The 21230-nt window shown below is 72.5% G+C and carries 17 protein-coding genes; 8 read left to right on the top strand and 9 right to left on the bottom strand.

Annotated elements, in window-relative coordinates; all coding sequences use genetic code 11:
* Positions 1–39: 39 nt before the first annotated feature.
* A complete protein-coding gene (locus ACFWBY_RS28125) occupies positions 40–2715 on the top strand; it encodes a DEAD/DEAH box helicase (RefSeq protein WP_385331040.1) in 2676 nt (891 codons plus the stop codon).
* 151 nt (positions 2716–2866) lie between these two features.
* On the opposite strand, the gene ACFWBY_RS28120 is transcribed toward ACFWBY_RS28125, so the two are convergent.
* The 7 genes from ACFWBY_RS28120 to ssd form a co-directional block, all read right to left on the bottom strand.
* On the bottom strand, positions 2867–3172 hold the full coding sequence (locus ACFWBY_RS28120; RefSeq protein WP_385331037.1) for an Rv3654c family TadE-like protein: 306 nt from the start codon (positions 3170–3172) through the stop codon (positions 2867–2869).
* Between the two features lie 71 nt (positions 3173–3243).
* Entirely contained in the window at positions 3244–3573 is a 330-nt protein-coding gene (locus ACFWBY_RS28115; RefSeq protein WP_385331034.1) for a TadE family type IV pilus minor pilin, read from the bottom strand.
* Between the two features lie 10 nt (positions 3574–3583).
* Positions 3584–3781: a DUF4244 domain-containing protein gene (locus tag ACFWBY_RS28110; RefSeq protein ID WP_385331032.1), complete on the bottom strand. Its 198-nt coding sequence runs from the start codon at positions 3779–3781 to the stop codon at positions 3584–3586.
* Positions 3782–3866: 85 nt separating this feature from the next.
* A complete protein-coding gene (locus ACFWBY_RS28105; RefSeq protein ID WP_385331030.1) occupies positions 3867–4640 on the bottom strand; it encodes a type II secretion system F family protein in 774 nt (257 codons plus the stop codon).
* Positions 4640–5524, bottom strand: coding sequence for a type II secretion system F family protein (locus ACFWBY_RS28100; RefSeq protein ID WP_385331027.1), 885 nt, complete (start codon positions 5522–5524; stop codon positions 4640–4642). The genes ACFWBY_RS28105 and ACFWBY_RS28100 overlap by 1 nt, the downstream gene beginning before the upstream one ends.
* Positions 5521–6669: a TadA family conjugal transfer-associated ATPase gene (locus tag ACFWBY_RS28095; RefSeq protein ID WP_385331025.1), complete on the bottom strand. Its 1149-nt coding sequence runs from the start codon at positions 6667–6669 to the stop codon at positions 5521–5523. Before ACFWBY_RS28095 ends, ACFWBY_RS28100 begins: the two co-directional genes overlap by 4 nt.
* Entirely contained in the window at positions 6666–7823 is a 1158-nt protein-coding gene (ssd, locus tag ACFWBY_RS28090; protein ID WP_385331326.1) for a septum site-determining protein Ssd, read from the bottom strand. Before ssd ends, ACFWBY_RS28095 begins: the two co-directional genes overlap by 4 nt.
* A 487-nt stretch (positions 7824–8310) precedes the next feature.
* Between ssd and ACFWBY_RS28085 the strand changes: the two genes are divergently transcribed.
* On the top strand, positions 8311–9180 hold the full coding sequence (locus ACFWBY_RS28085) for an HAD family hydrolase (RefSeq protein WP_385331022.1): 870 nt from the start codon (positions 8311–8313) through the stop codon (positions 9178–9180).
* Positions 9181–9642: 462 nt separating this feature from the next.
* On the opposite strand, the gene ACFWBY_RS28080 is transcribed toward ACFWBY_RS28085, so the two are convergent.
* Positions 9643–10479, bottom strand: coding sequence for an oxidoreductase (locus ACFWBY_RS28080; RefSeq protein ID WP_385331021.1), 837 nt, complete (start codon positions 10477–10479; stop codon positions 9643–9645).
* A 109-nt stretch (positions 10480–10588) separates the two neighbouring features.
* Between ACFWBY_RS28080 and ACFWBY_RS28075 the strand changes: the two genes are divergently transcribed.
* Positions 10589–11692: an ATP-binding protein gene (locus ACFWBY_RS28075; RefSeq protein ID WP_385331018.1), complete on the top strand. Its 1104-nt coding sequence runs from the start codon at positions 10589–10591 to the stop codon at positions 11690–11692.
* On the opposite strand, the gene ACFWBY_RS28070 is transcribed toward ACFWBY_RS28075, so the two are convergent.
* Complete coding sequence (locus ACFWBY_RS28070; protein WP_385331015.1) at positions 11646–12971, bottom strand: hypothetical protein; 1326 nt, start codon at positions 12969–12971, stop codon at positions 11646–11648. The genes ACFWBY_RS28075 and ACFWBY_RS28070 overlap by 47 nt on opposite strands.
* 234 nt (positions 12972–13205) lie before the next feature.
* Here ACFWBY_RS28070 and ACFWBY_RS28065 point away from each other — a divergent pair, with 234 nt between their 5' ends.
* The 5 genes from ACFWBY_RS28065 to ACFWBY_RS28045 all read left to right on the top strand — a co-directional run bounded on the left by ACFWBY_RS28065 (position 13206) and on the right by ACFWBY_RS28045 (position 21004).
* Positions 13206–15584, top strand: a complete 2379-nt coding sequence (locus ACFWBY_RS28065; RefSeq protein ID WP_385331012.1) for a SulP family inorganic anion transporter — start codon at positions 13206–13208, stop codon at positions 15582–15584.
* Positions 15585–15848: 264 nt separating this feature from the next.
* Positions 15849–17846 (top strand): acetate--CoA ligase, encoded by a 1998-nt coding sequence (gene acs / locus ACFWBY_RS28060; RefSeq protein WP_385331009.1) that lies wholly within the window; start codon positions 15849–15851, stop codon positions 17844–17846.
* A gap of 207 nt (positions 17847–18053) precedes the next feature.
* Positions 18054–19529: a Na+/H+ antiporter NhaA gene (gene nhaA, locus ACFWBY_RS28055; RefSeq protein WP_385331006.1), complete on the top strand. Its 1476-nt coding sequence runs from the start codon at positions 18054–18056 to the stop codon at positions 19527–19529.
* Positions 19530–19580: 51 nt separating this feature from the next.
* Entirely contained in the window at positions 19581–20039 is a 459-nt protein-coding gene (locus ACFWBY_RS28050) for a phage holin family protein (protein ID WP_385331003.1), read from the top strand.
* Positions 20036–21004, top strand: a complete 969-nt coding sequence (locus ACFWBY_RS28045) for an alpha/beta fold hydrolase (protein WP_385331000.1) — start codon at positions 20036–20038, stop codon at positions 21002–21004. Before ACFWBY_RS28050 ends, ACFWBY_RS28045 begins: the two co-directional genes overlap by 4 nt.
* The last annotated feature ends 226 nt before the right edge of the window (positions 21005–21230 follow it).

Raw genomic sequence — 21230 nt, 5'->3', positions numbered from 1 at the left:
CCTCCCCACCCGAAGGTAGGCGAGGGATTGGCTGCCGCGATGGCATTCAATCACTTACCGGCAGGCGCGCACGACGCCTCGGGCCCATTGTCCCGCACGCCGGTGACACACTCGCTTCCAATGGCCAACACTCACCGTCCCGGTCCGCCCACGGCAGCCGCGGACGTCAGACCCACCCCCGGCACGGTTCTGGACCGGCTTTCACGGGGGCCTTCCCGTGCTGCGCGCATCACTCATACGGAGCACTTGCCCCCTCGGGCGGGTCGTCATGCGGTCTGGCCGGACCGCATCCGAACTGATGTCGTAGCCGCGATTCAGGCCGCCGGGATCGACCATCCGTGGGAACACCAGGCCGCGGTCGCCGAGCACGCCCTCGACGGCGAGTCCGTGGTCGTCGCCACGGGCACCGCCTCGGGCAAATCGCTGGCCTACCTCGCGCCCGTGCTCTCCGCCCTCGCGGACGGCTCGGAGGCCCCCAACGGGCGGGGCGCGACCGCCCTGTACCTGGCTCCGACCAAGGCACTCGCAGCCGACCAGCGGCGCGCCGTACGGGAACTGGCCGAGCCGCTGGGCAACGCCGTGCGCCCTGCCGTGTACGACGGCGACACCCCCTTCGAGGAACGCGAGTGGGTGCGCCAGTACGCCAACTACGTCCTCACCAACCCCGACATGCTGCACCGGGGGATCCTCCCGTCCCACCCGCGCTGGTCCTCCTTCCTGCGGGCCCTGCGCTACGTCGTGATCGACGAGTGCCACACCTACCGGGGCGTCTTCGGCTCCCACGTCGCCCAGGTGCTGCGCCGGCTGCGGCGGCTGTGTGCCCGCTACGGCTCCGAGCCCGTCTTCCTGCTGGCCTCCGCGACCGCGAGCGATCCGGCGGCCGCCGCGTCCCGGCTGACGGGCCTGCCGGTGGTGGAGGTCGCCGACGACGCCTCCCCGCGCGGCGAGGTCGTCTTCGCCCTGTGGGAGCCGCCCCTGACCGACCTCAAGGGCGAGCGGGGCGCCCCCGTACGCCGTACGGCCACCGCCGAGACCGCCGACCTCCTCACCGACCTGGTCGTACAGGGCGTGCGTACGGTCGCATTCGTCCGCTCCCGGCGCGGCGCCGAGCTGATCGCGCTGATCACCCAGGAGCGGCTCGCCGCGGTCGACCGCTCGCTGCCCGGGCGTGTCGCGGCCTATCGGGGCGGCTACCTGCCCGAAGAGCGCCGGGCCCTGGAACGGGCCCTGCACTCCGGCGAGCTGCTGGGGCTGGCCGCCACGACCGCCCTGGAGCTGGGCGTGGACGTCGCCGGCCTCGACGCCGTCCTGATCACCGGCTACCCGGGCACCCGTGCCTCCCTGTGGCAGCAGGCGGGCCGGGCCGGACGCTCGGGCCGGGGCGCCCTGGCGATCCTGGTCGCCCGCGACGACCCGCTGGACACCTACCTCGTCCACCATCCGGAGGCGTTGTTCCGGCGGCCCGTGGAGGCCACGGTCCTCGACCCGGACAACCCGTACGTCCTGGCCCCCCACCTGTGCGCGGCCGCGGCCGAGCTCCCCCTGACGGAGGCCGACCTCGCCCTCTTCGGCCCCGCGACGGCCGAGCTCCTCACCCAGTTGGAGGCGGCCAGACTCCTGCGCCGCCGGGCGGCGGCCTGGCACTGGACCCGCCGGGAGCGGGCCTGCGACCTCACCGACATCCGGGGCGGCGGTGGCCGCCCCGTACAGATCGTGGAGGCGTCCACGGGCCGGCTGCTCGGCACAGTCGACGAGCCGGCCTCGCACACCGCCGTCCACGACGGGGCCGTGCACCTGCACCAGGGCCGTACGTACCTCGTGCAGCACCTGGACCTGGAGGATTCCGTCGCGCTCGTCGAGGAGGCGGACCCGCCCTTCTCCACCACCGCCCGCGACACCACCTCCATCTCCGTCCTGGAGACCGAGACGGAGATCGCCTGGGGCAGGGGGCGGCTCTGCTTCGGCTCCGTGGAGGTCACCAACCAGGTCGTCTCCTACCTGCGCCGCAAGCTGATCACCGGCGAGGTGCTCGGCGAGTCCAAGCTGGACCTGCCGCCCCGCACCCTGCGCACCCGGGCCGTGTGGTGGACGGTCACGGAGGACCAGCTCGACGAGGCCCGGATCAACCCGGAGATCCTCGGCGGCGCCCTGCACGCCGCCGAGCACGCCTCCATCGGCCTGCTCCCGCTCTTCGCCACCTGCGACCGCTGGGACATCGGCGGGGTCTCCGTCCCGCTGCATCCCGACACCCTCCTCCCGACGGTCTTCGTCTACGACGGCCACCCGGGCGGCGCCGGATTCGCGGAGCGCGCCTTCCACACGGCCCGCGGCTGGCTGACGGCGACCCGCGACGCGATCGCCGCCTGCGAGTGCGAGGCCGGGTGCCCGTCCTGCATCCAGTCGCCCAAGTGCGGCAACGGCAACGACCCCCTCCACAAACGCGGAGCCCTCCGCCTCCTCACCCGCCTCCTGGCCGAGGCTCCCGAGACATCCGAGGCTCCCGAGGCTCCCGAGGCTCCCGAGACATCCGCCGCTGCCGCCTCACAGGCACCAGAGGCCGCCGTGGACGCCCCCGGAGCACCCCGGGCAACCGATGCACCCGAAGCCGCGTCACAGGCATCCGAAGCGCCCATAGACGCACCCGAGGCACCCGAGGCACCCGAGGCACCCGAGGCACCCGAGGCACCCGAGGCACCCGAGGCACCCGAGAGCTGACCCTGGCCCGGGCTCGCGCACCAGTCCCGCGATTGGCTGGTTCTCGACCCTCGCAGGCACCCGACCCGTGACCCGGCGCACCCTTCCACCGGGCCCGGCCCCGGACCCGGACGCCGCGCCTGCGGGACCCCGGGCCCGGTCGGCCGTCACCTCACGGGAGCTCCCGGGGCAGCGGGGGGCCCGCGCGGGAGCGCAGCTCCGGAGCGAACGGACCCGTCGGGGCGCGGGCCGTGACCTCCACGACCTCGCCCGTCACCACGCATCCGGTGATCCGCGCGGCTTGCGCCACCGCCACCCGTACCGCCGTGGCACAGGCCGCCTCCGGTCCGTGGGACCAGGTCGCCGCCGCGGCGAGGCCGGCCAGGTCGGCGGCCGCGGCGGCACGGTGCCGGGCCACCAGTGCCTGCCCGAGCAGGAGGACACCGCCGAACACCGCCACCAGCACGGTCACCACCACGACCCCCCACACCGTGGCCGACCCCCGCTCCGGGTCAGGCGCCCGAGCCCGAGCCCGCCCTTGCTCCCGGCTCACGGCGGTGGCCCCACGCTGTCCTCGGCCAGCGCGGCCGCCTGCGCGGTGAGCCGGACGGGCAGGGCGGCCGGGCCCGGGGCGGGGGCCGAGACGCGGATCTGCCAGAGGTCGCCCGTCCGCGACAGCTCCACCCGCGCCCCGGGCGGCGCTGCGGCCCGCGCCGCCGCCACCGCCCCTTCCGCCGGCTCCGACCGGGCCGCCGCCCGGGCACCGGCCCTGGCGGCGTCCACGCACCGGATCTGGGCGGCGGCCGCCATCAGCGCCCACACCAGCAGCGCCGCGAACAGCACCAGCGCCGGAATCACCAAGGCCGCTTCCGCCGTCACATATCCCCCGTCAGAACGGCGCATCGAGGGCCTTCCCGATGGTCGTCTGAAGTGCCGTCGAGACCACTTCACTCGTCACCACCTTGTACAGGACCGCCGCGAACGCACACGCCGCGATCGTGCCCATGGCGTATTCCGAAGTGGACATTCCCGCGTCACCCGCACGGCCGCTCAGCGCCGCCCGCACACGAAACCAGATGATCCTCATGACAACCTCCCGTTGATTCAGCTTTTTGACGTGATCTCAGATGGCGATGTGAGCCGGTATTACCGGTGTGATTCGAGGTGGATGTTCACGTGCCCGAGAGGAGACCGGAAGCCATTCCGATCACCACCGGCGCCACCCCGATCGCGAGGAAAGCGGGGAGGAAGCACAGCCCCACCGGCGCGGTGATCAAAACCGCCGCCCGCTGTGCCCCGGCCGCCGCACGACGCGTCCGGTCCGCACGGAGGGTCACCGCGAGCCGGGAGACCGTTTCCGCCGCGGGCGCCCCCGTACGAGCGGAGCGCTCCAGGCATTCGGCCAGCCCGCGGGCACCGGGTATCTCCGCCAACCTCCCCCACGCGGCTCCCGGTTCGCCGCCGAGCCGCAGTTCCGCCCCGGCCATGGCCAGCCGTTCGCCCACCGGGCCGCCCAGCGACTCCCCCACCACCTCGGCGGCGTCCACCGGGCCGGCTCCGGCCGCAAGGCACGCGGCCAGCAGGTCGGCGGCGAAGGGCAGTTGCCGTTCGGCCTCACCCGGGTCCACCCCGGCGGCCGGCCGGGGCCTCGCGAGCCATCTGCGGACCCCGAAGGCCGCCGCGCAGCCGGCCGCCGCGCCCAGGACGCCGCCGATCAGCACCCAGGCCGCCGCCAGTGCCCCGACCGGTCCGGCCCACACCGCCACCGCGCTCCGCAGCCGGGCCGCGACCAGCGGGCGCCGCCGCGCCGCTTCCACCGCGAGCAGGGACACGAGCCGGCGCCGGGCCGTACGCTCCCGGAGCCGCGCCGCCACCGCAGACGTCGTGCACAGTGCCGCCGCGAGGCACAGCGCCATCCCCAGCCTTTGGATCGCGAAGCCGTCCATCACCGCTCCCCCGTCCGTACGATGCGCCGGCACCACAGCAGCCCCAGCGTCTCCAGCGCCCCGCCCGCCAGCAGGCAGCCCCAGCCCGCCGGCGTGTGCAGCAGCACCCGCAGCGGATCGGCCCCCAGCCCGGTTCCGATGAGCAGGCCGACCATCGGCAGCAGGGCCAGTACCCCGGTCGTGGAGCGCGCTCCGGCCAGCTGGGCGCGCAGTGACTCCTTCCGGTCCCGCTCGGCCCGCAAGGCTCCTTCCAGCCGGTCCAGTCCGGCGGCCAGCCCCGCGCCCCCGTCCACCGAGACCCGCCAGCAGGCCGCCATCCCGGCCAGCCCCTCCGCGCCGGGCTCCCGCGCCGCCTGGCGCAGCGCCTCCGGGACGTCCCCTCCGAAGGCCGCCGCCGCCAGGAGTCCGGCCTGCTCGGCTCCCGGACCGCCCGGACCCGACACCGTCCGGCGCATCGCCGCGGTCAGCGCCCGGCCGGGCTGGGCGCCGGAGCGCAGCTCGCCCACCACCGCTCCGCACAGGGCCACCACCTCGGCGGCCCGCGCGGCCCTGGCCCGGGCGCGATGCCTGGTCCGCAGCCACCGGCGGACCAGGGGCAGCGCCGCCGCCCCGGCCACCATCGGGATCACCGATCCGCCCAGCAGCGCGAGGGCCAGTCCGGCCCCGAGGCAGGCCCACTCCCGGCGGTGCGCAGCGCCGCGCCGCACGGCGAGCACCAGCCGCTCCCCCCACACGGGCCCGCCCGGTACCGCCGGACCCGGCCCGGCCAGCGCCGCCTTGGCCCGCCGGGACACCCGGTCGCCCCCGGCCAGAGCCCAGGCGGCCGCCCCCGCGCACAGCACCCCGGTCAACACCGGCCCGGGGACCACCGCGGCCGCGCTCACCGGGCTCCTCCGAGCAGCGGGCGCAGCCGCTCCCAGCCCCGCTCCCTCACGAAGCCGCGGGCCGCCCAGCGCAGCGCCGGGACGGTGACGACGAGCCCGGCGGCGTCCCGCTCCAGCACGTGCACCTCGGCGACCCGGCGCCGGCCGGTCCGGTCCCGTACGAGGTGGACGACCAGGGTCAGCGCGGCCGCCAACTGGCTGTGCAGGGCGGCCCGGTCGAGTCCGGCCGCCGTACCGAGCGCTTCCAGGCGGGCCGGTACGTGGGCGGCGGCGTTCGCGTGGACCGTGCCGCATCCTCCTTCGTGGCCGGTGTTGAGAGCGGCCAGCAGGTCCGCGACTTCGGCGCCCCGGACCTCGCCGACGACGAGCCGGTCGGGCCTCATCCTCAGCGCCTGGCGGACCAGGTCGGCGAGGGTGACCAGGCCGGCGCCCTCCTGATTGGCCGGCCGGGTCTCCAGGCGCACCACATGCGGATGGTCGGGCCGCAGTTCGGCCGAGTCCTCGGCGAGCACGATCCGCTCTCCGGGACCGACCAGTCCCAGCAGGGCGCTGAGCAGCGTGGTCTTGCCGGTGCCGGTCCCGCCGGAGACCAGGAACGACAGGCGGGCCTCCACCATGTCCCGGAGCAACCGCTGGCCGCCGGGCGGCAGCGTCCCCGCCGCGACCAGTTCCTCCAGCGTGAACGCGCGCGGCCGGACCACCCGCAGGGACAGGCAGGCCGATCCGACGGAGACCGGCGGCAGTACGGCGTGCAGGCGTGTGCCGTCGGGCATCCGGGCGTCCACCCAGGGCCGGGCGTCGTCGAGCCGGCGGCCGGCGACCGAGGCCAGGCGCTGGGCGAGCCTGCGCACGGCATCGGCGTCGACGAAGGTCACGCCGGTCAGTTCGAGCCCGCCGCCTCGGTCCACCCACACCCGGTCGGGCGCCGCCACCAGCACGTCGGTGACCTCGGGATCGGCGAGCAACGGCTCCAGTGGGCCCGCACCGACCAGTTCGGAACGCAATGCGGCGGCGGCGCCCAGCACTTCCGTGTCGCCCAGCAGCCTGCCCTGTGCCCGCAGCGCCGCCGCGACCCGGGCCGGGGTGGGCTCCGCCCCGCTCTCGGCGAGCCGTTGGCGCACGGCGTCGAGCAGTACGGCGCTCATGCCGTCACCGCTCCTTGGGCGGAGCCGAGGGCGCGCTGCCAGAAGCCGTCGCAGAAGCGGGCCAGCGGGCCCCGTCCGTGGGAACCCGGTGGTTCTCCCTCGGCCACCCGGCCGGGGAGGCCCACCTCGACGGGCACCTCGCCGGCCAGTGGGGCTCCCAGCAGGGCGGCGACCGCTTCGGCGTCGAGCCCGCCGGGCACACGGCCCCGTACGACCACGCGGACGTCGCGGGCCGCCATCCGGACTCCGGCCGCCACCCGGCCGGCCGCGGCCACCGATCGCAGTTCGCCCGGCACCACCATCAGCACAAGGTCAAGCTGCGCCAGTACCTCGGCCACGGCCTCGTCGACCCGGCGCGGCAGGTCGACCACGACGACTCCGCCGCGCCGGCGTGCGGCGGCCACCACGGACCGCATCGCGGCGGGCGGCACCACCACCCGGTCCCCGCGGTCCCAGCTGAGCACCCGCAGGGCGTGCAGCTCGGGGAGGGATTCCGCGAGGGCTCCTGCCCCGACCCGGCCGCGCGAGCCCGCGAAGTCGGGCCAGCGCAGGCCTTCGGCGGCTTCGCCGCCGAGCAGGACGTCCATCCCGCCGCCGAGCGGGTCGCCGTCGATGAGGATGGTCCGCTCCCCGGCGCGGGCGGCCCGCAGGGCCAGGGCGCAGGCGAGGGTGGAGGCTCCGGCACCGCCGCTGCCGCCGATCACCCCGACGGCGAGGGCGGGACGCCCGGCCCCTTCCACGACGTCGGCGATGCGGTCGACGAGCCGGCTCTCGGCGTCGGGGAGCGTCAGTACCTCCTCGGCGCCGATCTCCAGCGCCCGCTGCCACACCCGGGGGTCGTCCAGGTCCCGGCCGACGAGGAAGACCCCGTCCCGCCGGGGCGCGCCGCGCACGTGCCGGGCGGCGTCATCACCGATCAGGATGAGCGGCGCGGACTCCCATCCGGCACCCGGGACGCTCCCGGTCCCACCGTCACCACCGGCTCCGCTTTGCTCCGGCACCGCCCGGTGCACATGCGGCTCGGCTCCCGCCGCGGCGCACAGCCGCAGCAGATCGTCGAGCAGCAGGGCGTCCTCGGTGATGATCAGCGGCCGTCCGCCGCCCGGTACGGGCCCCCTGGCACCGGCGTGCGGGCCGTCCCCGCCCCTCACCACGACATCCCGGAGTTCACACGACTTCGATCCAGCCACGATCTCCGCCTCCTTCTCACCGCATATCCCGCGCCGCGGACTTCGCGGCCGGAATCACCGTGACGGGATCGGGGAAAAGAAGTGGATCTTGCTCCAAAACTGTGGACAACCGGCCCATTGTGAATAACCGGCTCACCCCAACAGGTGAGTTCCAGAGCGCGGCGGAACCGCTACGCACGGTTACCAGTTGGACGGGGTGAGGGTCCTCGCCACGCGGGCCCACGGAAGAGGAGGAGGCCCGAGGAGTGATCACTTGGGGCGAAGACGGGGACACGAACCGCGTCCGGACATGCGACGACCCCCGCCGGGGGGGAGAGCGGGGGTCGTCCCCACGGTCCGACTCGGGGGGGGAGGAGCCAGACCGGGTTAGCACGGTCGCGAACGATCCGTGACTTCCATGGTGTACCCGAGAGGCTTCTCAAGCAAACCCACGCGCCACACTTTACGCCGAATGGTGGGCGCATATGCTCGGGGCGTGGAAAACCAGCCCCTGCCGCACTCCTTGCCTCGCACCGCAGCCTTCTTCGACCTGGACAAGACGGTCATTGCGAAGTCGAGCACTCTGACGTTCAGCAAGTCCTTCTACCAGGGCGGCCTGATCAACCGGCGGGCGGTGCTGCGCACCGCCTACACGCAGTTCATCTATCTGGCCGGCGGCGCCGACCACGATCAGATGGAACGGATGCGGGAGTACCTGTCCGCCCTGTGCAAGGGGTGGAACGTGCAGCAGGTCCGGGAGATCGTCGCCGAGACCCTGCACGACCTCATCGACCCGCTGATCTACGACGAGGCCGCATCCCTCATCGAAGCCCATCACACAGCCGGCCGCGACGTGGTCATCGTGTCCACCTCCGGCGCGGAAGTCGTCGAGCCCATCGGGGAGATGCTGGGCGCCGACCGCGTCGTCGCCACGCGCATGGTGGTGGGCGAGGACGGCTGCTTCACGGGCGAGATCGAGTACTACGCCTACGGACCCACGAAGGCGGAGGCCGTGCGCGAGCTCGCGGAGTCCGAGGGGTACGACCTCGCGCGCTGCTACGCGTACAGCGACTCGGCCACCGACATCCCGATGCTGGAAGCGGTCGGCCACCCGCACGCGGTCAACCCCGACCGCGCGCTGCGGCGCGAGGCGCTGGCACGGGAGTGGCCGGTGCTGGTCTTCAACCGGCCGGTACGCCTCAAGCAGCGGCTGCCCGGGCTGTCGATGCCCGCACGGCCGGCGCTGGTCGCCGCGGCGGCCGTCGGTGCGGCCGCGGCCACCGCCGGGCTGGTCTGGTACGCGAGCCGGCGGCGTGCCCTCGCCGCCGCCGCGTCGGCCTGACCCCGGATCCGCAGCCCGGGCTCCCCGGGCTGCGGCGGTCCTTCCGCGCACCTACGGGGCGGAGCGGGACGGGACGGGGGGATCACCCTGACCTGCGGCGATATTCCATGTCCGGTACGGACCATTACATGCCGAAAAGCAAAGAAATGCGGACAGGGGTTTCCCTCCGCTCAGAAGCGGAGTACAAAGGAGTCAACGGCCCGCGAGACCAAAGAACATCCGAGAGGATCATCTTTAAAACGCAGTAAGGCCCACGGACCGAAGCATGAACGCCGAGCACCCACGCGACGTCGACCCGTCGATTACGGGCCAGCCGCACCAGGTGACGGGCAAAGTTCCCGACCTGATGGGCAACCTTCGAGGACGCTTGGTAACTGGGCGTGAATGCCAGCGGCGACACCAGAGCAGTGTGGTGTCGCCGCAACCCATGTCCGGACCCCGTCGGGCCGCTCGGGCCCCTGATCAGGCCGCGCCGCGCTGGAGCGCCTCGCAGACCGCCGTCGATTCGCGGACCCCGAGCTCGATCGCGCGGCCGCAGTGCGCGATCCAGGCCGACATCCCTTCCGCGGTCCCGGAGACGTAGCCCCCGAAGGCCTCCAAGTAGGCCTCCCGGCCCTGTTCCGCGTGCCCGACCTCCGCCGGGCAGATCGCCTTCGGATCCAGACCGCTGTTGATCAGCACGATCCGCTCCGCGGTGCGGGCCACCAGGCCGTTGTACGAGCCGAAGGGGCGCAGGGCGAGCAGTTCGCCGTGCACCACCGCCGCCGTGACCAGTGCCGGAGCGGAGCCGCCCGCGATGATCAGGCGGGAGAGGCCGTCCAGGCGGCCCGCCACCTCCTCGGCGTCCGGGACGGGAAGGGCGATCAGGGGCTCGTCCACCGCTTCACCGGCGAGGCGGGGCCGGCCGACGACGTCACCGTCGGCCGTGGAGCCCGAGGCCACCAGGTGGAGCCGGGCCAGGACCCGCAGCGGCGACTGGCGCCAGATGCTCAGCAGTTGGCCCGCCTCGGCCGTCAGGCGCAGGGCGGCGCCCACCGTTCGGGCCTCCGCGTCCGAGCCGAAATCGGTGCGTCGGCGGACCTCCTCCAGCGCCCAGTCGGCCCCGGACAGCGCCGCGCTCCCGCGCGCGCCGCGCAGCGCGGCCTCGGAGGTGATCTCCCCGGCGCGGCGGCGCATGACGCGGTGGCCGTAGACCCGGTCCACGGCCTTGCGTACGGAATCCACGGACTCGGACACGCCCGCGAGAGCGGCCAGCGGGGCGAGCGGGTCGGCGGCGGCGGAACCAGAAGCGCTACTCATAAGTAGGGAGCCTACGCACTGCTCCCCCTTAGCACCGACCCCTCCTTGGAGTGGTCTTCTTCACTCAGCTAGGCAACGGAAAGACACCGACCCACTACGCTTGGTGAACATGAAGATCGCTTTCGTGGGGAAGGGCGGCAGCGGCAAGACCACGCTCTCGTCCCTTTTCATCCGTCACCTCGCCGCCAATGAAGCCCCCGTCGTCGCGGTGGACGCCGACATCAACCAGCACCTGGGCGCCGCGCTCGGGCTCAGCGACGAGGAGGCCGCCGCACTGCCCGCCCTGGGCGCGCACCTGCCCCTCATCAAGGAGTACCTCCGGGGCTCCAACCCGCGCATCGCGTCCGCCGACACGATGATCAAGACCACTCCGCCGGGCAGCGGCTCCCGCCTTCTGCGGGTCGACGAGGACAACCCGGTGTACGACGCCTGCGCGCGCACGCTGCTGCTCGACGGCGACCCCGTACGGCTGATGGCGACGGGCCCGTTCACCGAGTCCGATCTGGGGGTGGCCTGCTACCACTCCAAGGTCGGCGCGGTCGAGCTCTGCCTCAACCATCTGGCCGACGGCCCGGACGAGTACGTAGTCGTCGACATGACGGCCGGCTCGGACTCCTTCGCCTCCGGCATGTTCACCCGTTTCGACGTGACCTTCCTGGTCGCCGAGCCGACCCGCAAGGGCATCTCCGTCTACCGCCAGTACAAGGCGTACGCGCGGGACTTCGGGATCACGCTCAAGGTCGTCGGCAACAAGGTGCAGGGCCCGGAGGACATCGAGTTCCTGCAGGACGAGGCCGGTGAGGACCTGCTGGTCACCGTCGGGCACTCGGACTGGGTGCGGGCGATGGAGAAGGGCCGCCCGGCCGCCTTCGAGCTGCTGGAGGCGACGAACCGGCTGGCCCTGCAGTCCCTGCAGGACGCGGCCGACGACTCCTACGGCCGGCGCGACTGGGTCCGGTACACGGAGCAGATGGTCCACTTCCACCTGCGCAACGCGCAGAGCTGGGGCAACGCGAAGACCGGGGCCGACCTGGCGGAGCAGGTCGACCCCGGCTTCGTCCTGCGGGAGCACGCGGGGGCCGGCGCCCGGGAGGCGCCTGCGGCCGCCGGAGCGGTGGACGGGCTCCCGGACGGGGCCGGCGGCGGTCCGGAGGCCGCCGGGCTGCTCAGTCCTCGCTCTGACTCGCTTCGGCCGGCTCCGCAGCCGGCTTGACCCCGGCGGGGGCGGCCGGCTTCGCCGGCGGCCCCGCCGTCAGGAACTTGCTCCAGCCCTCCTTCGGCGCCTCGCCGACGTCGAGGGTGCGCATCCACGCCAGGGTCTTGGGGTCCTGGGCGTCCAGCCAGTCCGCGAGCTCGCGGAACGGCACGCAGCGGACCTCCTTCTGCGTGCACATGGTCTTGATGGAGTCCTCGACGGCGCGCATGTAGGTGCCGCCGTTCCAGGACTCGAAGTGGTTGCCGATGATCAGCGGTGCGCGGTTGCCCTGGTAGGTCCGCTCGAAGGCCTTGACCAGGCCGTCGCGCATCTGCTCGCCCCAGTACGCGTGCTGCGAGGGGTCGCCCTGCGTCGTCGTACCGGACTGGTTCACGAGGTAGTTGTAATCCATGCTGAGCGTCTCGAAAGCCCGGCCCGGCATGGGGACCAGCTGCAGCGGGATGTCCCAGAGGCCGTCCGTCTTCTTCGGCCAGATCTGCTTGCTGATGCCGCTGGAGTCGTAGCGGAAGCCGCCCAGCTCCTTCGCGGCCAGCATGAAGTTCTTCTGGCCTTCGAGGCAGGGGGTGCGGGCCCCGATCAGCTCCTTGTCGTAGTCGAAGGGGAGCGCCTCCAAGTTCTTCAGGCCCGGCGAGTTCGTCTTCCAGCTCTTGACGAAGGACTTCGCCTGCTTGATCTCGCTCTTCCACTCCTCGACGGACCAGGTCCCGACTCCGCCCTCGGGTCCGCAGAAGTGGCCGTTGAAGTGGGTGCCGATCTCGTTGCCCTCCAGCCAGGCGGCGCGCACCTGGGTGGCCGTGTCCTTGATGCCCTGCGGATCGCCGAAGCCGATGTCCGAGCGGCCCGAGGAGTGCTGGGGAGCGGTGTAGAGGGAACGCTTCTCCTCCGGGAGCATGTACACGCCGCTGAGGAAGTACGTCATACGGGCGTTGTACTTCTTGCCCACCTCGCGGAAGTGCGAGAAGAGCTTCTGGCTGTCCTCGCCCGCCCCGTCCCAGGAGTAGACGACGAACTGCGGCGGCTTCTCGCCGGGCTTGAGCTTCTGCGGCTTCTGCACGTTCGGCTGCAGGCCCGTGTACGCGGTCGAGCCGTCGCCGATGAGCCGGTTGACACTGCCCGGGGCCGGGGCTTCCGGGGCGGCGGCGCCCTTCGTGGCCTGCCCGCCCCGGCGCGAGTCGGGCTCCGAGGTGCTGCACCCGGCTGCTCCCAGGACCAGCGCCGTGGCGACCAGGCCGCCGGCGATCTTCTTCGTCGCGGCCTTCTTCGTGGTGGCAGTCATCCGCCCACCCCTTCCCTCGCAGTGCCATCGCAGGACTTCCGCGCCGCAACGTCCCATGCGGTCCGTTTAAAGGAAGGTGTGACAAGCCGGACAAAATGCTTAATCACTCTTGAGTGCTAATTTCTAGGCCATTTGCCCCCATAACCCACCACGGAGCTTTACTCTCCATTACCGTTCGTTTACCGAGTGTTGAGAATCCCGCCGCTTCAACCCTCCCCCGAGGAGACGGGACCTATGACAGCCATCACCGCCAGCACCCCCCAACCCCCCACCGCCAAGGACCTCCCCGCCGACCTCTCCGCTTCCATCGCGGTCTTCTTGATCGCCCTGCCGCTCTCGCTCGGCATCGCCCTGGCCACCGGCGCCCCGCTCCAGGCGGGACTCGTCGCCGCCGCGGTCGGCGGAATCGTGGCCGGGCGGCTCGGCGGAGCCCCGCTCCAGGTGAGCGGCCCCGCGACCGGACTCACCGTCGTCACCGCCGAGTTGATCCAGCACTACGGATGGCGCACCACCTGCGCGATCACGGTGCTCGCCGGCTGCTGCCAGCTCGGCCTCGCCGCTCTGCGGACCGCGCGCTCCGCGCTGATGGTGAGCCCGGCCATCGTCCACGGCATGCTCGCGGGCGTCGGTGTGACGATCGCTATCGCCCAGCTGCACATCGTCCTCGGCGGCACCCCTCAGAGCTCCGCCCTGGCCAATGTCCGCGGGCTGCCCGACCAGTTGGCCGACCTGCACCCGGCAGCGCTCGGCGTCAGCGCGCTCACCCTGGCCGTCCTGCTCGGCTGGTCCCGGCTGCCCGGGCGGGCGGGGCGGGCCTGTCGCAAGGTGCCCGCCGCGCTCGCCGCCGTCGCCACGGCCACGGTCTTCGCCTCGCTCGCCGGTCTCACCCTGCCCCGCGTGGACCTGCCGTCGTGGCGCAGCCACGCGCTGCCCGAACTGCCCGAGGGCCCGGTGCTCGGCATCATCGCGGCCGTACTGACCATCACCCTGGTCGGCAGCGTGGAATCGCTGCTCTCGGCGGTCGCCACCGACAAGCTGATCGCCGCCGAGCGCGGCAGGGGCAACCGACCCGCCCGGGCGGACCTCAACCGCGAGCTGCGCGGCCAGGGGACGGCGAACATCGTCTCCGGAGCACTGGGCGGACTGCCCGTCGCGGGTGGCGCCGTGCGCAGCATGGCGAACGTCAAGTCCGGTGCCGTCAGCCGCCGGTCGGTGATGCTGCACGGCCTCTGGGTGCTGATCGCGGCGGGAGCGCTCGTCCCCGCGCTCGACCTGATCCCGCTCGCCTCACTGGCCGCGCTGGTGATGGCGGTGGGCGTGCAGATGGTGAGCGCCACGCACGTGCGCACGGTCACGCGGCACCGCGAAGTCCTGGTCTACGCCACGACGATCACGGCCGTGGTGTTCGGCGGGGTCCTGGAGGGCGTCGCCATCGGCATCGCGGTGGCCGTCGCCGCGGCCCTGCACCGCCTCGCCCGGACCCGCATCACCATCGAGCGGCTCGACAGCGGGGCCCACCGGGTCTGGGCCCGGGGGCAGTTGACCTTCCTCGCGGTGCCGAGGCTCAGCCGGATGCTGAACCAGCTCCCCCACGACGGGCACGTGGTCATCGAGCTCGACGGCTGCTTCATCGACCACGCGGCCTACGAGACGCTCCAGGACTGGCAGGAGTCCCATGTGGCCCACGGGGGCACGCTGGAGGTCACCGGCCGGTCGAAAGCCACCATCGAGGAAGCCGAGGAGGCCCAGCGGGCCGATCGCGCGGAGCGGGCCCATCGGGGTGCGCAGCGCGGCGGTCACCACTGCTGCCGGCCCTGGACGCCCTGGCAGAACCACTGCGACCACCGGAGCGCGGTTCCCCGTACGGCCGACGAGCTCGCGAGCGACGCGGCCGCGCCTGCCGCACCCGCGCCGCCGGGCGCATCCCGCGGCCGCGGCGCCGGTCAGCTGGCCAACGGGATCAGCGCCTTCCAGCGGGACACCGCGCCGCACGTCCGGGACGAGCTGGCCCGGCTGGCCCGTGAAGGGCAGCAGCCCTCGCAGCTCTTCCTCACGTGCGCCGACTCCCGCCTGGTGACCAGCATGATCACGGCCAGTGGTCCCGGGGACCTGTTCACCGTGCGCAACGTCGGCAACTTGGTCCCGCTCCCCGGCGCCGAGTCCACGGACGACTCGGTCGCGGCGGCCATCGAGTACGCCGTGGACGTCCTCGAGGTCGACAGCATCACGGTGTGCGGGCACTCGGGCTGCGGCGCCATGCAGGCGCTGCTCAACTCCTCGCCCGGAGCGCCGATGACGCCCCTGCGGCGCTGGCTGCGGCACGGGCTGCCGAGCCTGCAGCGGATGGCCAGCCGCCATCACGCCTGGGCGCGGATCTCGGGCCGGCTGCCGGCGGACGCCGTGGAGCAGCTGTGCTTGACCAATGTGGTGCAGCAGCTCGAGCACCTGCGGGCGCACGAATCGGTGGCCCGCCGCCTCGCCGAGGGCACGCTGGAGCTGCACGGGATGTACTTCCACGTCGGCGAGGCGCAGGCCTACCTGCTGTCGGAGGGCGAGGACTTCTTCGACTGCCGGGTCTTCGACACCCCTGGTATGGGCGCGCTGCGCGGCTGAGGCGGGCGGCGCGGCCGAACACGCGGCGCCGGGCAGCACCCGGGCCCGATCAGGGTCTTTATCCGGCCATGGTCTTGTCCCGCCCGCGCTCCCGGGGCGGGTGGGGCCGCATGAACCGATACCCTCCCCTATCCGTGCCACCGAGTGGCCCCTTTCCGCACCTTGCAGCGGGGAAGGGGCCACTCGTGCGTCGGCCCAGCCGAGTAATAGGTCTACACCAATTTCCGGCAACCCCTTGTCACCTGGGCCATTGCCTGATGAGCTATGCCCGGGGACACAACGGACACCCTGGGAAAGGGAGATGTCGTGAGCAATGAAAGCCTGGCCAATCTGCTCAAGGAGGAGCGGCGGTTCGCACCGCCCGCCGATCTGGCCGCCGCCGCCAACGTGACGAAGGCTGCGTACGCACAGGCCGACGCGGACCGGCTGGGCTTCTGGGCCGAGCAGGCGCGGCGGCTGAGCTGGGACACCGAGCCGACCGAGACGCTCGACTGGAGCAACCCGCCCTTCGCGAAATGGTTCGCGGACGGCAAGCTGAACGTCGCGTACAACTGCGTGGACCGCCACGTCGAGGCCGGCAACGGCGACCGCGTGGCCATCCACTTCGAGGGCGAGCCCGGCGACAGCCGCTCGATCACCTACGCCGAGCTCAAGGACGAGGTCTCCAAGGCCGCGAACGCCCTGACCGAGCTGGGCGTGCAGGCCGGCGACCGCGTCGCCGTCTACCTGCCGATGATCCCCGAGGCGGTCGTCGCGATGCTCGCGTGCGCCCGCGTGGGAGCCGCGCACTCCGTGGTCTTCGGCGGTTTCTCCGCCGACGCCGTGGCCTCACGCATCCAGGACGCCGACGCCAAGCTGGTGATCACCGCCGACGGCGGTTACCGCCGCGGCAAGCCCACCGCCCTCAAGCCCGCCATCGACGAGGCCGTCGCCAAGTGTCCGCAGGTCGAGCACGTCCTCGTCGTGCGCCGCACCGGCCAGGACACCGCCTTCACCGGGGGCCGCGACGTCTGGTGGCACGAGATCGTCGAGCGGCAGTCCGCCGAGCACGCACCGCAGGCCTTCGACGCCGAGCACCCGCTCTTCATCCTCTACACCTCGGGGACCACGGGTAAGCCCAAGGGCATCCTGCACACCTCCGGCGGCTACCTCACGCAGGCGGCGTACACCCACCACGCGGTCTTCGACCTGAAGCCGGAGACCGACGTCTACTGGTGCACCGCCGACATCGGCTGGGTGACCGGGCACTCCTACATCGTCTACGGGCCGCTCGCCAACGGCGCCACGCAGGTGATGTACGAGGGCACGCCCGACACCCCGCACCAGGGCCGCTTCTGGGAGGTCGTGCAGAAGTACGGCGTCACCATCCTCTACACCGCGCCCACGGCGATCCGTACGTTCATGAAGTGGGGCGACGACATCCCCGCGAAGTTCGACCTCTCGAGCCTGCGCGTACTGGGCTCGGTCGGCGAGCCGATCAACCCCGAGGCCTGGATCTGGTACCGCAAGCACATCGGCGGCGACCGCTGCCCGATCGTGGACACGTGGTGGCAGACCGAGACCGGCGCGATGATGATCTCGCCGCTGCCGGGCGTCACCGCGACCAAGCCGGGATCGGCGCAGCGCGCGCTGCCCGGCATCGGCGCCACCGTCGTCGACGACGAGGCGAACGAGGTGGCGAACGGCGGAGGCGGCTACCTGGTCCTCACCGAGCCGTGGCCCTCGATGCTGCGCACCATCTGGGGCGACGACCAGCGGTTCATCGACACCTACTGGTCGCGCTTCGAGGGCAAGTACTTCGCGGGCGACGGCGCCAAGAAGGACGAGGACGGCGACATCTGGCTGCTCGGCCGGGTGGACGACGTGATGCTGGTGTCCGGCCACAACATCTCGACCACCGAGGTCGAGTCGGCGCTCGTCTCGCACCCCTCGGTCGCCGAGGCGGCTGTCGTCGGTGCGAACGACGAGACCACCGGCCAGGCCATCGTGGCCTTCGTCATCCTGCGCGGCAGCGCCACCGAGACGGATTCGCTGGTCGGCGAGCTGCGCAACCACGTCGGCGCCACGCTCGGGCCGATCGCCAAGCCGAAGCGGATCCTTCCGGTGCAGGAGCTGCCGAAGACCCGCTCGGGCAAGATCATGCGCCGTCTGCTGCGCGACGTGGCCGAGAACCGCGCGGTCGGGGACGTCACCACGCTCGCGGACTCCTCGGTCATGGACCTGATCCAGAGCAAGCTGCCGGCCGCCGGCAGCGAGGACTGAGGCAGCGGCTCGACCCGTACGCGGGCCGTGCGTGCGACCCGTACGACACGGTGGGAGGGGCATTCGGCGCAGCGCGCCGGATGCCCTTTTCGCACATAAAGTGAAGATCGCCGGATACATCCTCGCGTGCACCCTGTAGGGTCTCCGAAGCGTAAATGATCGCTCCACAGGGTGCGCCGGGAAGTCTGGTCGGCAACGTGCTTCGTCATGCCGTCCACCACCCCGGAGGTGCCACTCGTGGCCGCGCCCACCCCCACCGACCGCCACAGCCGCAAGTTCCTCGGCCGCCTCTCGCTGCCGGAGCGCCGCTTCGTGGCCGACGCCCTGCGTGCCGAGACGGTCGGCGGCGTACTGCTCCTCGTGGCCGCGATCGCAGCCCTCGTCTGGGCGAACGTCCCGGCCGTCTCGGCCGGCTACGACAGTGTCCGCTCGTTCCACATCGGCCCCGCCTCCCTCGGTCTGGACCTCTCGCTCCAGCACTGGGCAGCCGACGGCCTGCTCGCCATCTTCTTCTTCGTCGCGGGCATCGAGCTCAAGCGCGAGCTCGTCGCGGGCGACCTGCGCGACGCGAAGGCGGCCGCGCTCCCGGTGATCGCGGCCCTCTGCGGCATGGCCGTACCCGCGCTGGTCTACGTACTGGTCAACGTGCTCGGTGACGGCTCGATGGACGGCTGGGCGGTCCCGACCGCCACCGACATCGCCTTCGCACTCGCCGTGCTCGCCGTCATCGGCACCTCGCTGCCGTCCGCCCTGCGCGCCTTCCTGCTGACGCTGGCCGTCGTGGACGACCTCTTCGCCATCATGATCATCGCGGTGTTCTTCACCAGCGAGATCGACTTCCTGGCGCTCGGCGGCGCTCTCGCCGGCCTCGTCCTCTTCTGGTTCCTGCTCCGCGTCCGCGTCCGCGGCTGGTACGTCTACGTCCCGCTCGCCCTGGTGATCTGGGGCCTGATGTACAACAGCGGCGTCCACTCCACCATCGCCGGCGTCGCCATGGGCCTGATGCTGCGCTGCCACCGCGAGGAGGGTGAGGACCACTCCCCCGGCGAGCACATCGAGCACCTGGTCCGGCCCGTCTCGGCGGGCCTCGCCGTCCCGCTCTTCGCCCTCTTCTCGGCCGGCGTCTCCCTCTCCGACGAGGCCATCGCCCAGGTCTTCACCCGGCCCGAGACGCTCGGTGTGGTCCTCGGCCTGGTCGTCGGCAAGACCGTCGGCATCTTCGGCGGCACCTGGCTCGCCGCCCGCTTCACCAAGGCGGAGCTGAACGAGGACCTCGCCTGGCCGGACGTGCTCGCCGTCGCCACGCTCGCGGGCATCGGCTTCACCGTCTCGCTCCTCATCGGCGAACTCGCCTTCACCGACGACCCCGTCCTCACCGACGAGGTCAAGGCCGCCGTCCTGATCGGCTCGTTCATCGCCGCGATGGTCGCCTGCGTCATGCTCAAGCTGCGCAACCGCAAGTACAGGGCGCTCACCGAGGCCGAGGAGCTCGACGAGGACCTCGACGGCATCCCGGACGTCTACGAGCAGGACAACCCGGAGTACCACCTGCGGATGGCGAAGATCTACGAGGCCAAGGCGGCGGAGCACCTGCGCAGGGCCGCAGCGACCGGGGCCGCGGCGGCCGGATCCGGCGGCGCCGCAGCGGGCGGGTCCAGCACCGACGGCGGCCGTCCGGCATGATCTGAGTGACGGAGGACAGCCGTCGCCGACGGACGACAGAGGGAGAGAGCGATGAGCGCAGTGGACCAAGGGGCCCCAGGAGCCGAGCGCACACTCGGTCAGCTGGTCGCCTCGGCCACCGCCGAGATGTCCGCCCTGGTGCACGATGAGATCGCCCTCGCCAAGGTGGAGATCCGCCAGGACGTCAAGCGGGTGGGCATCGGTGGCACCGCGGGCGCCATCGCAGGAGTGTTCGCGCTCTTCTCCCTCCCCGTACTGAGCTTCGCCGCGGCCTACGGGATCCACAACCTCGGGCTCGGGCTGGCCTGGTCCTTCCTGATCGTCGGTGTGGCGTTCCTGCTGCTGGCCGGCCTGCTCGCGCTGCTCGCCGTCAGGAAGTTCAAGAAGGTCAGGCCGCCGGAGAGGTCCATCGCCTCGGTCAAGCAGACCGCGGCGCTCGTCGGGACGGTCAAGCCGCACCCGCGGCCGGTCAGTGATCAGGCCGTGGGTGTGGCACGCTCGTCTTCATGACAGCGCCCTCCCCGGCATCCGGCCCGTCCGGCACTCCCCCCACCACCGCCTCGGCGGTACGGCTCGACGTGCCCGGCGGGCGGACGGTGACGCACCGGGACGTCGCGGCCAACGGCGCGAGGTTCCACGTCGCCGAGGTAGGCGACGGGCCGCTGGTGCTGCTCCTGCACGGCTTCCCGCAGTTCTGGTGGACGTGGCGGCACCAGCTGACGGCCCTCGCCGACGCCGGCTACCGGGCGGTCGCGATGGACCTGCGCGGGGTGGGCGGCAGCGACCGCACCCCGCGCGGCTACGACCCGGCCAACCTGGCGCTCGACATCACGGGGGTCGTACGGTCCCTCGGCGAGCCCGACGCCGCCCTGGTGGGGCACGACCTGGGCGGCTACCTCGCCTGGACGGCGGCGGTGATGCGGCCCAAGCTGGTGCGCCGGCTGGTGGTGTCCTCGATGCCGCACCCGCGCCGCTGGCGCTCGGCAATGCTGTCCGACTTCGGGCAGACCCGCGCCAGTTCGCACATCTGGGGCTTCCAGCGCCCGTTCGTGCCCGAGCGTCAGCTCGTCGCCGACGACGGCGCGCTCGTCGGGGAGCTGATCCGCGACTGGTCGGGGCCCTGGCTGCCCGAGGAGGACGACGTCGCGGTGTACCGGCGGGCGATGTGCATCCCGTCCACCGCGCACTGCTCGGTGGAGCCGTACCGCTGGATGATGCGGTCGATGGCCCGGCCCGACGGACTGCAGTTCAACCGGCGCATGAAGCGCCCGGTGCGGGTCCCGACGCTGCACCTGCACGGCTCGCTCGACCCGGTGATGCGCACGCGCAGTGCGGCCGGTTCCGGGCAGTACGTCGAAGCCCCCTACCGCTGGCGGCTGTTCGACGGGCTCGGGCACTTCCCGCACGAGGAGGACCCGACCGCCTTCTCGACCGAGCTGATCAACTGGCTGAAGGATCCCGAGCCGGACCGCTGAGCACGGTCGGTGGCACGGGGCGTGACGCGTGGGGTGGCTTATGTGACAACCATTCAATTGCCTGGCGCATAGGCCAATTGGCCGCCTCCAACGCGATTACCGACCTTGGGGCCCGGGCAGAGCTCGGAGTATGAGCTGGACGCACGACTACGGTGACACCGCACACGAAAGCCGCTCGACGGTCACGCCGAGCACGCACAGGGGGCACGGCCAGGACGGCCACGAC

Origin of the sequence: Streptomyces sp. NPDC060049 (assembly GCF_042736715.1) — a bacterium.
GTDB lineage: Bacteria > Actinomycetota > Actinomycetes > Streptomycetales > Streptomycetaceae > Streptomyces.
This window is presented reverse-complemented; position numbering and strand designations above follow the sequence as displayed.

Coding starts and splice junctions, on each gene's coding strand:
- ACFWBY_RS28125 (WP_385331040.1), top strand. CDS start 40: ATGGCATTCAATCACTTACCGGCAGGCGCGCACGACGCCTCGGGCCCA.
- ACFWBY_RS28110 (WP_385331032.1), bottom strand. CDS start 3,781: ATGAGGATCATCTGGTTTCGTGTGCGGGCGGCGCTGAGCGGCCGTGCG.
- ACFWBY_RS28105 (WP_385331030.1), bottom strand. CDS start 4,640: ATGGACGGCTTCGCGATCCAAAGGCTGGGGATGGCGCTGTGCCTCGCG.
- ACFWBY_RS28095 (WP_385331025.1), bottom strand. CDS start 6,669: ATGAGCGCCGTACTGCTCGACGCCGTGCGCCAACGGCTCGCCGAGAGC.
- ACFWBY_RS28085 (WP_385331022.1), top strand. CDS start 8,311: ATGGTGGGCGCATATGCTCGGGGCGTGGAAAACCAGCCCCTGCCGCAC.
- ACFWBY_RS28080 (WP_385331021.1), bottom strand. CDS start 10,479: ATGAGTAGCGCTTCTGGTTCCGCCGCCGCCGACCCGCTCGCCCCGCTG.
- ACFWBY_RS28075 (WP_385331018.1), top strand. CDS start 10,589: ATGAAGATCGCTTTCGTGGGGAAGGGCGGCAGCGGCAAGACCACGCTC.
- ACFWBY_RS28070 (WP_385331015.1), bottom strand. CDS start 12,971: ATGACTGCCACCACGAAGAAGGCCGCGACGAAGAAGATCGCCGGCGGC.
- ACFWBY_RS28065 (WP_385331012.1), top strand. CDS start 13,206: ATGACAGCCATCACCGCCAGCACCCCCCAACCCCCCACCGCCAAGGAC.
- acs (WP_385331009.1), top strand. CDS start 15,849: ATGCCCGGGGACACAACGGACACCCTGGGAAAGGGAGATGTCGTGAGC.
- nhaA (WP_385331006.1), top strand. CDS start 18,054: ATGCCGTCCACCACCCCGGAGGTGCCACTCGTGGCCGCGCCCACCCCC.
- ACFWBY_RS28050 (WP_385331003.1), top strand. CDS start 19,581: ATGAGCGCAGTGGACCAAGGGGCCCCAGGAGCCGAGCGCACACTCGGT.
- ACFWBY_RS28045 (WP_385331000.1), top strand. CDS start 20,036: ATGACAGCGCCCTCCCCGGCATCCGGCCCGTCCGGCACTCCCCCCACC.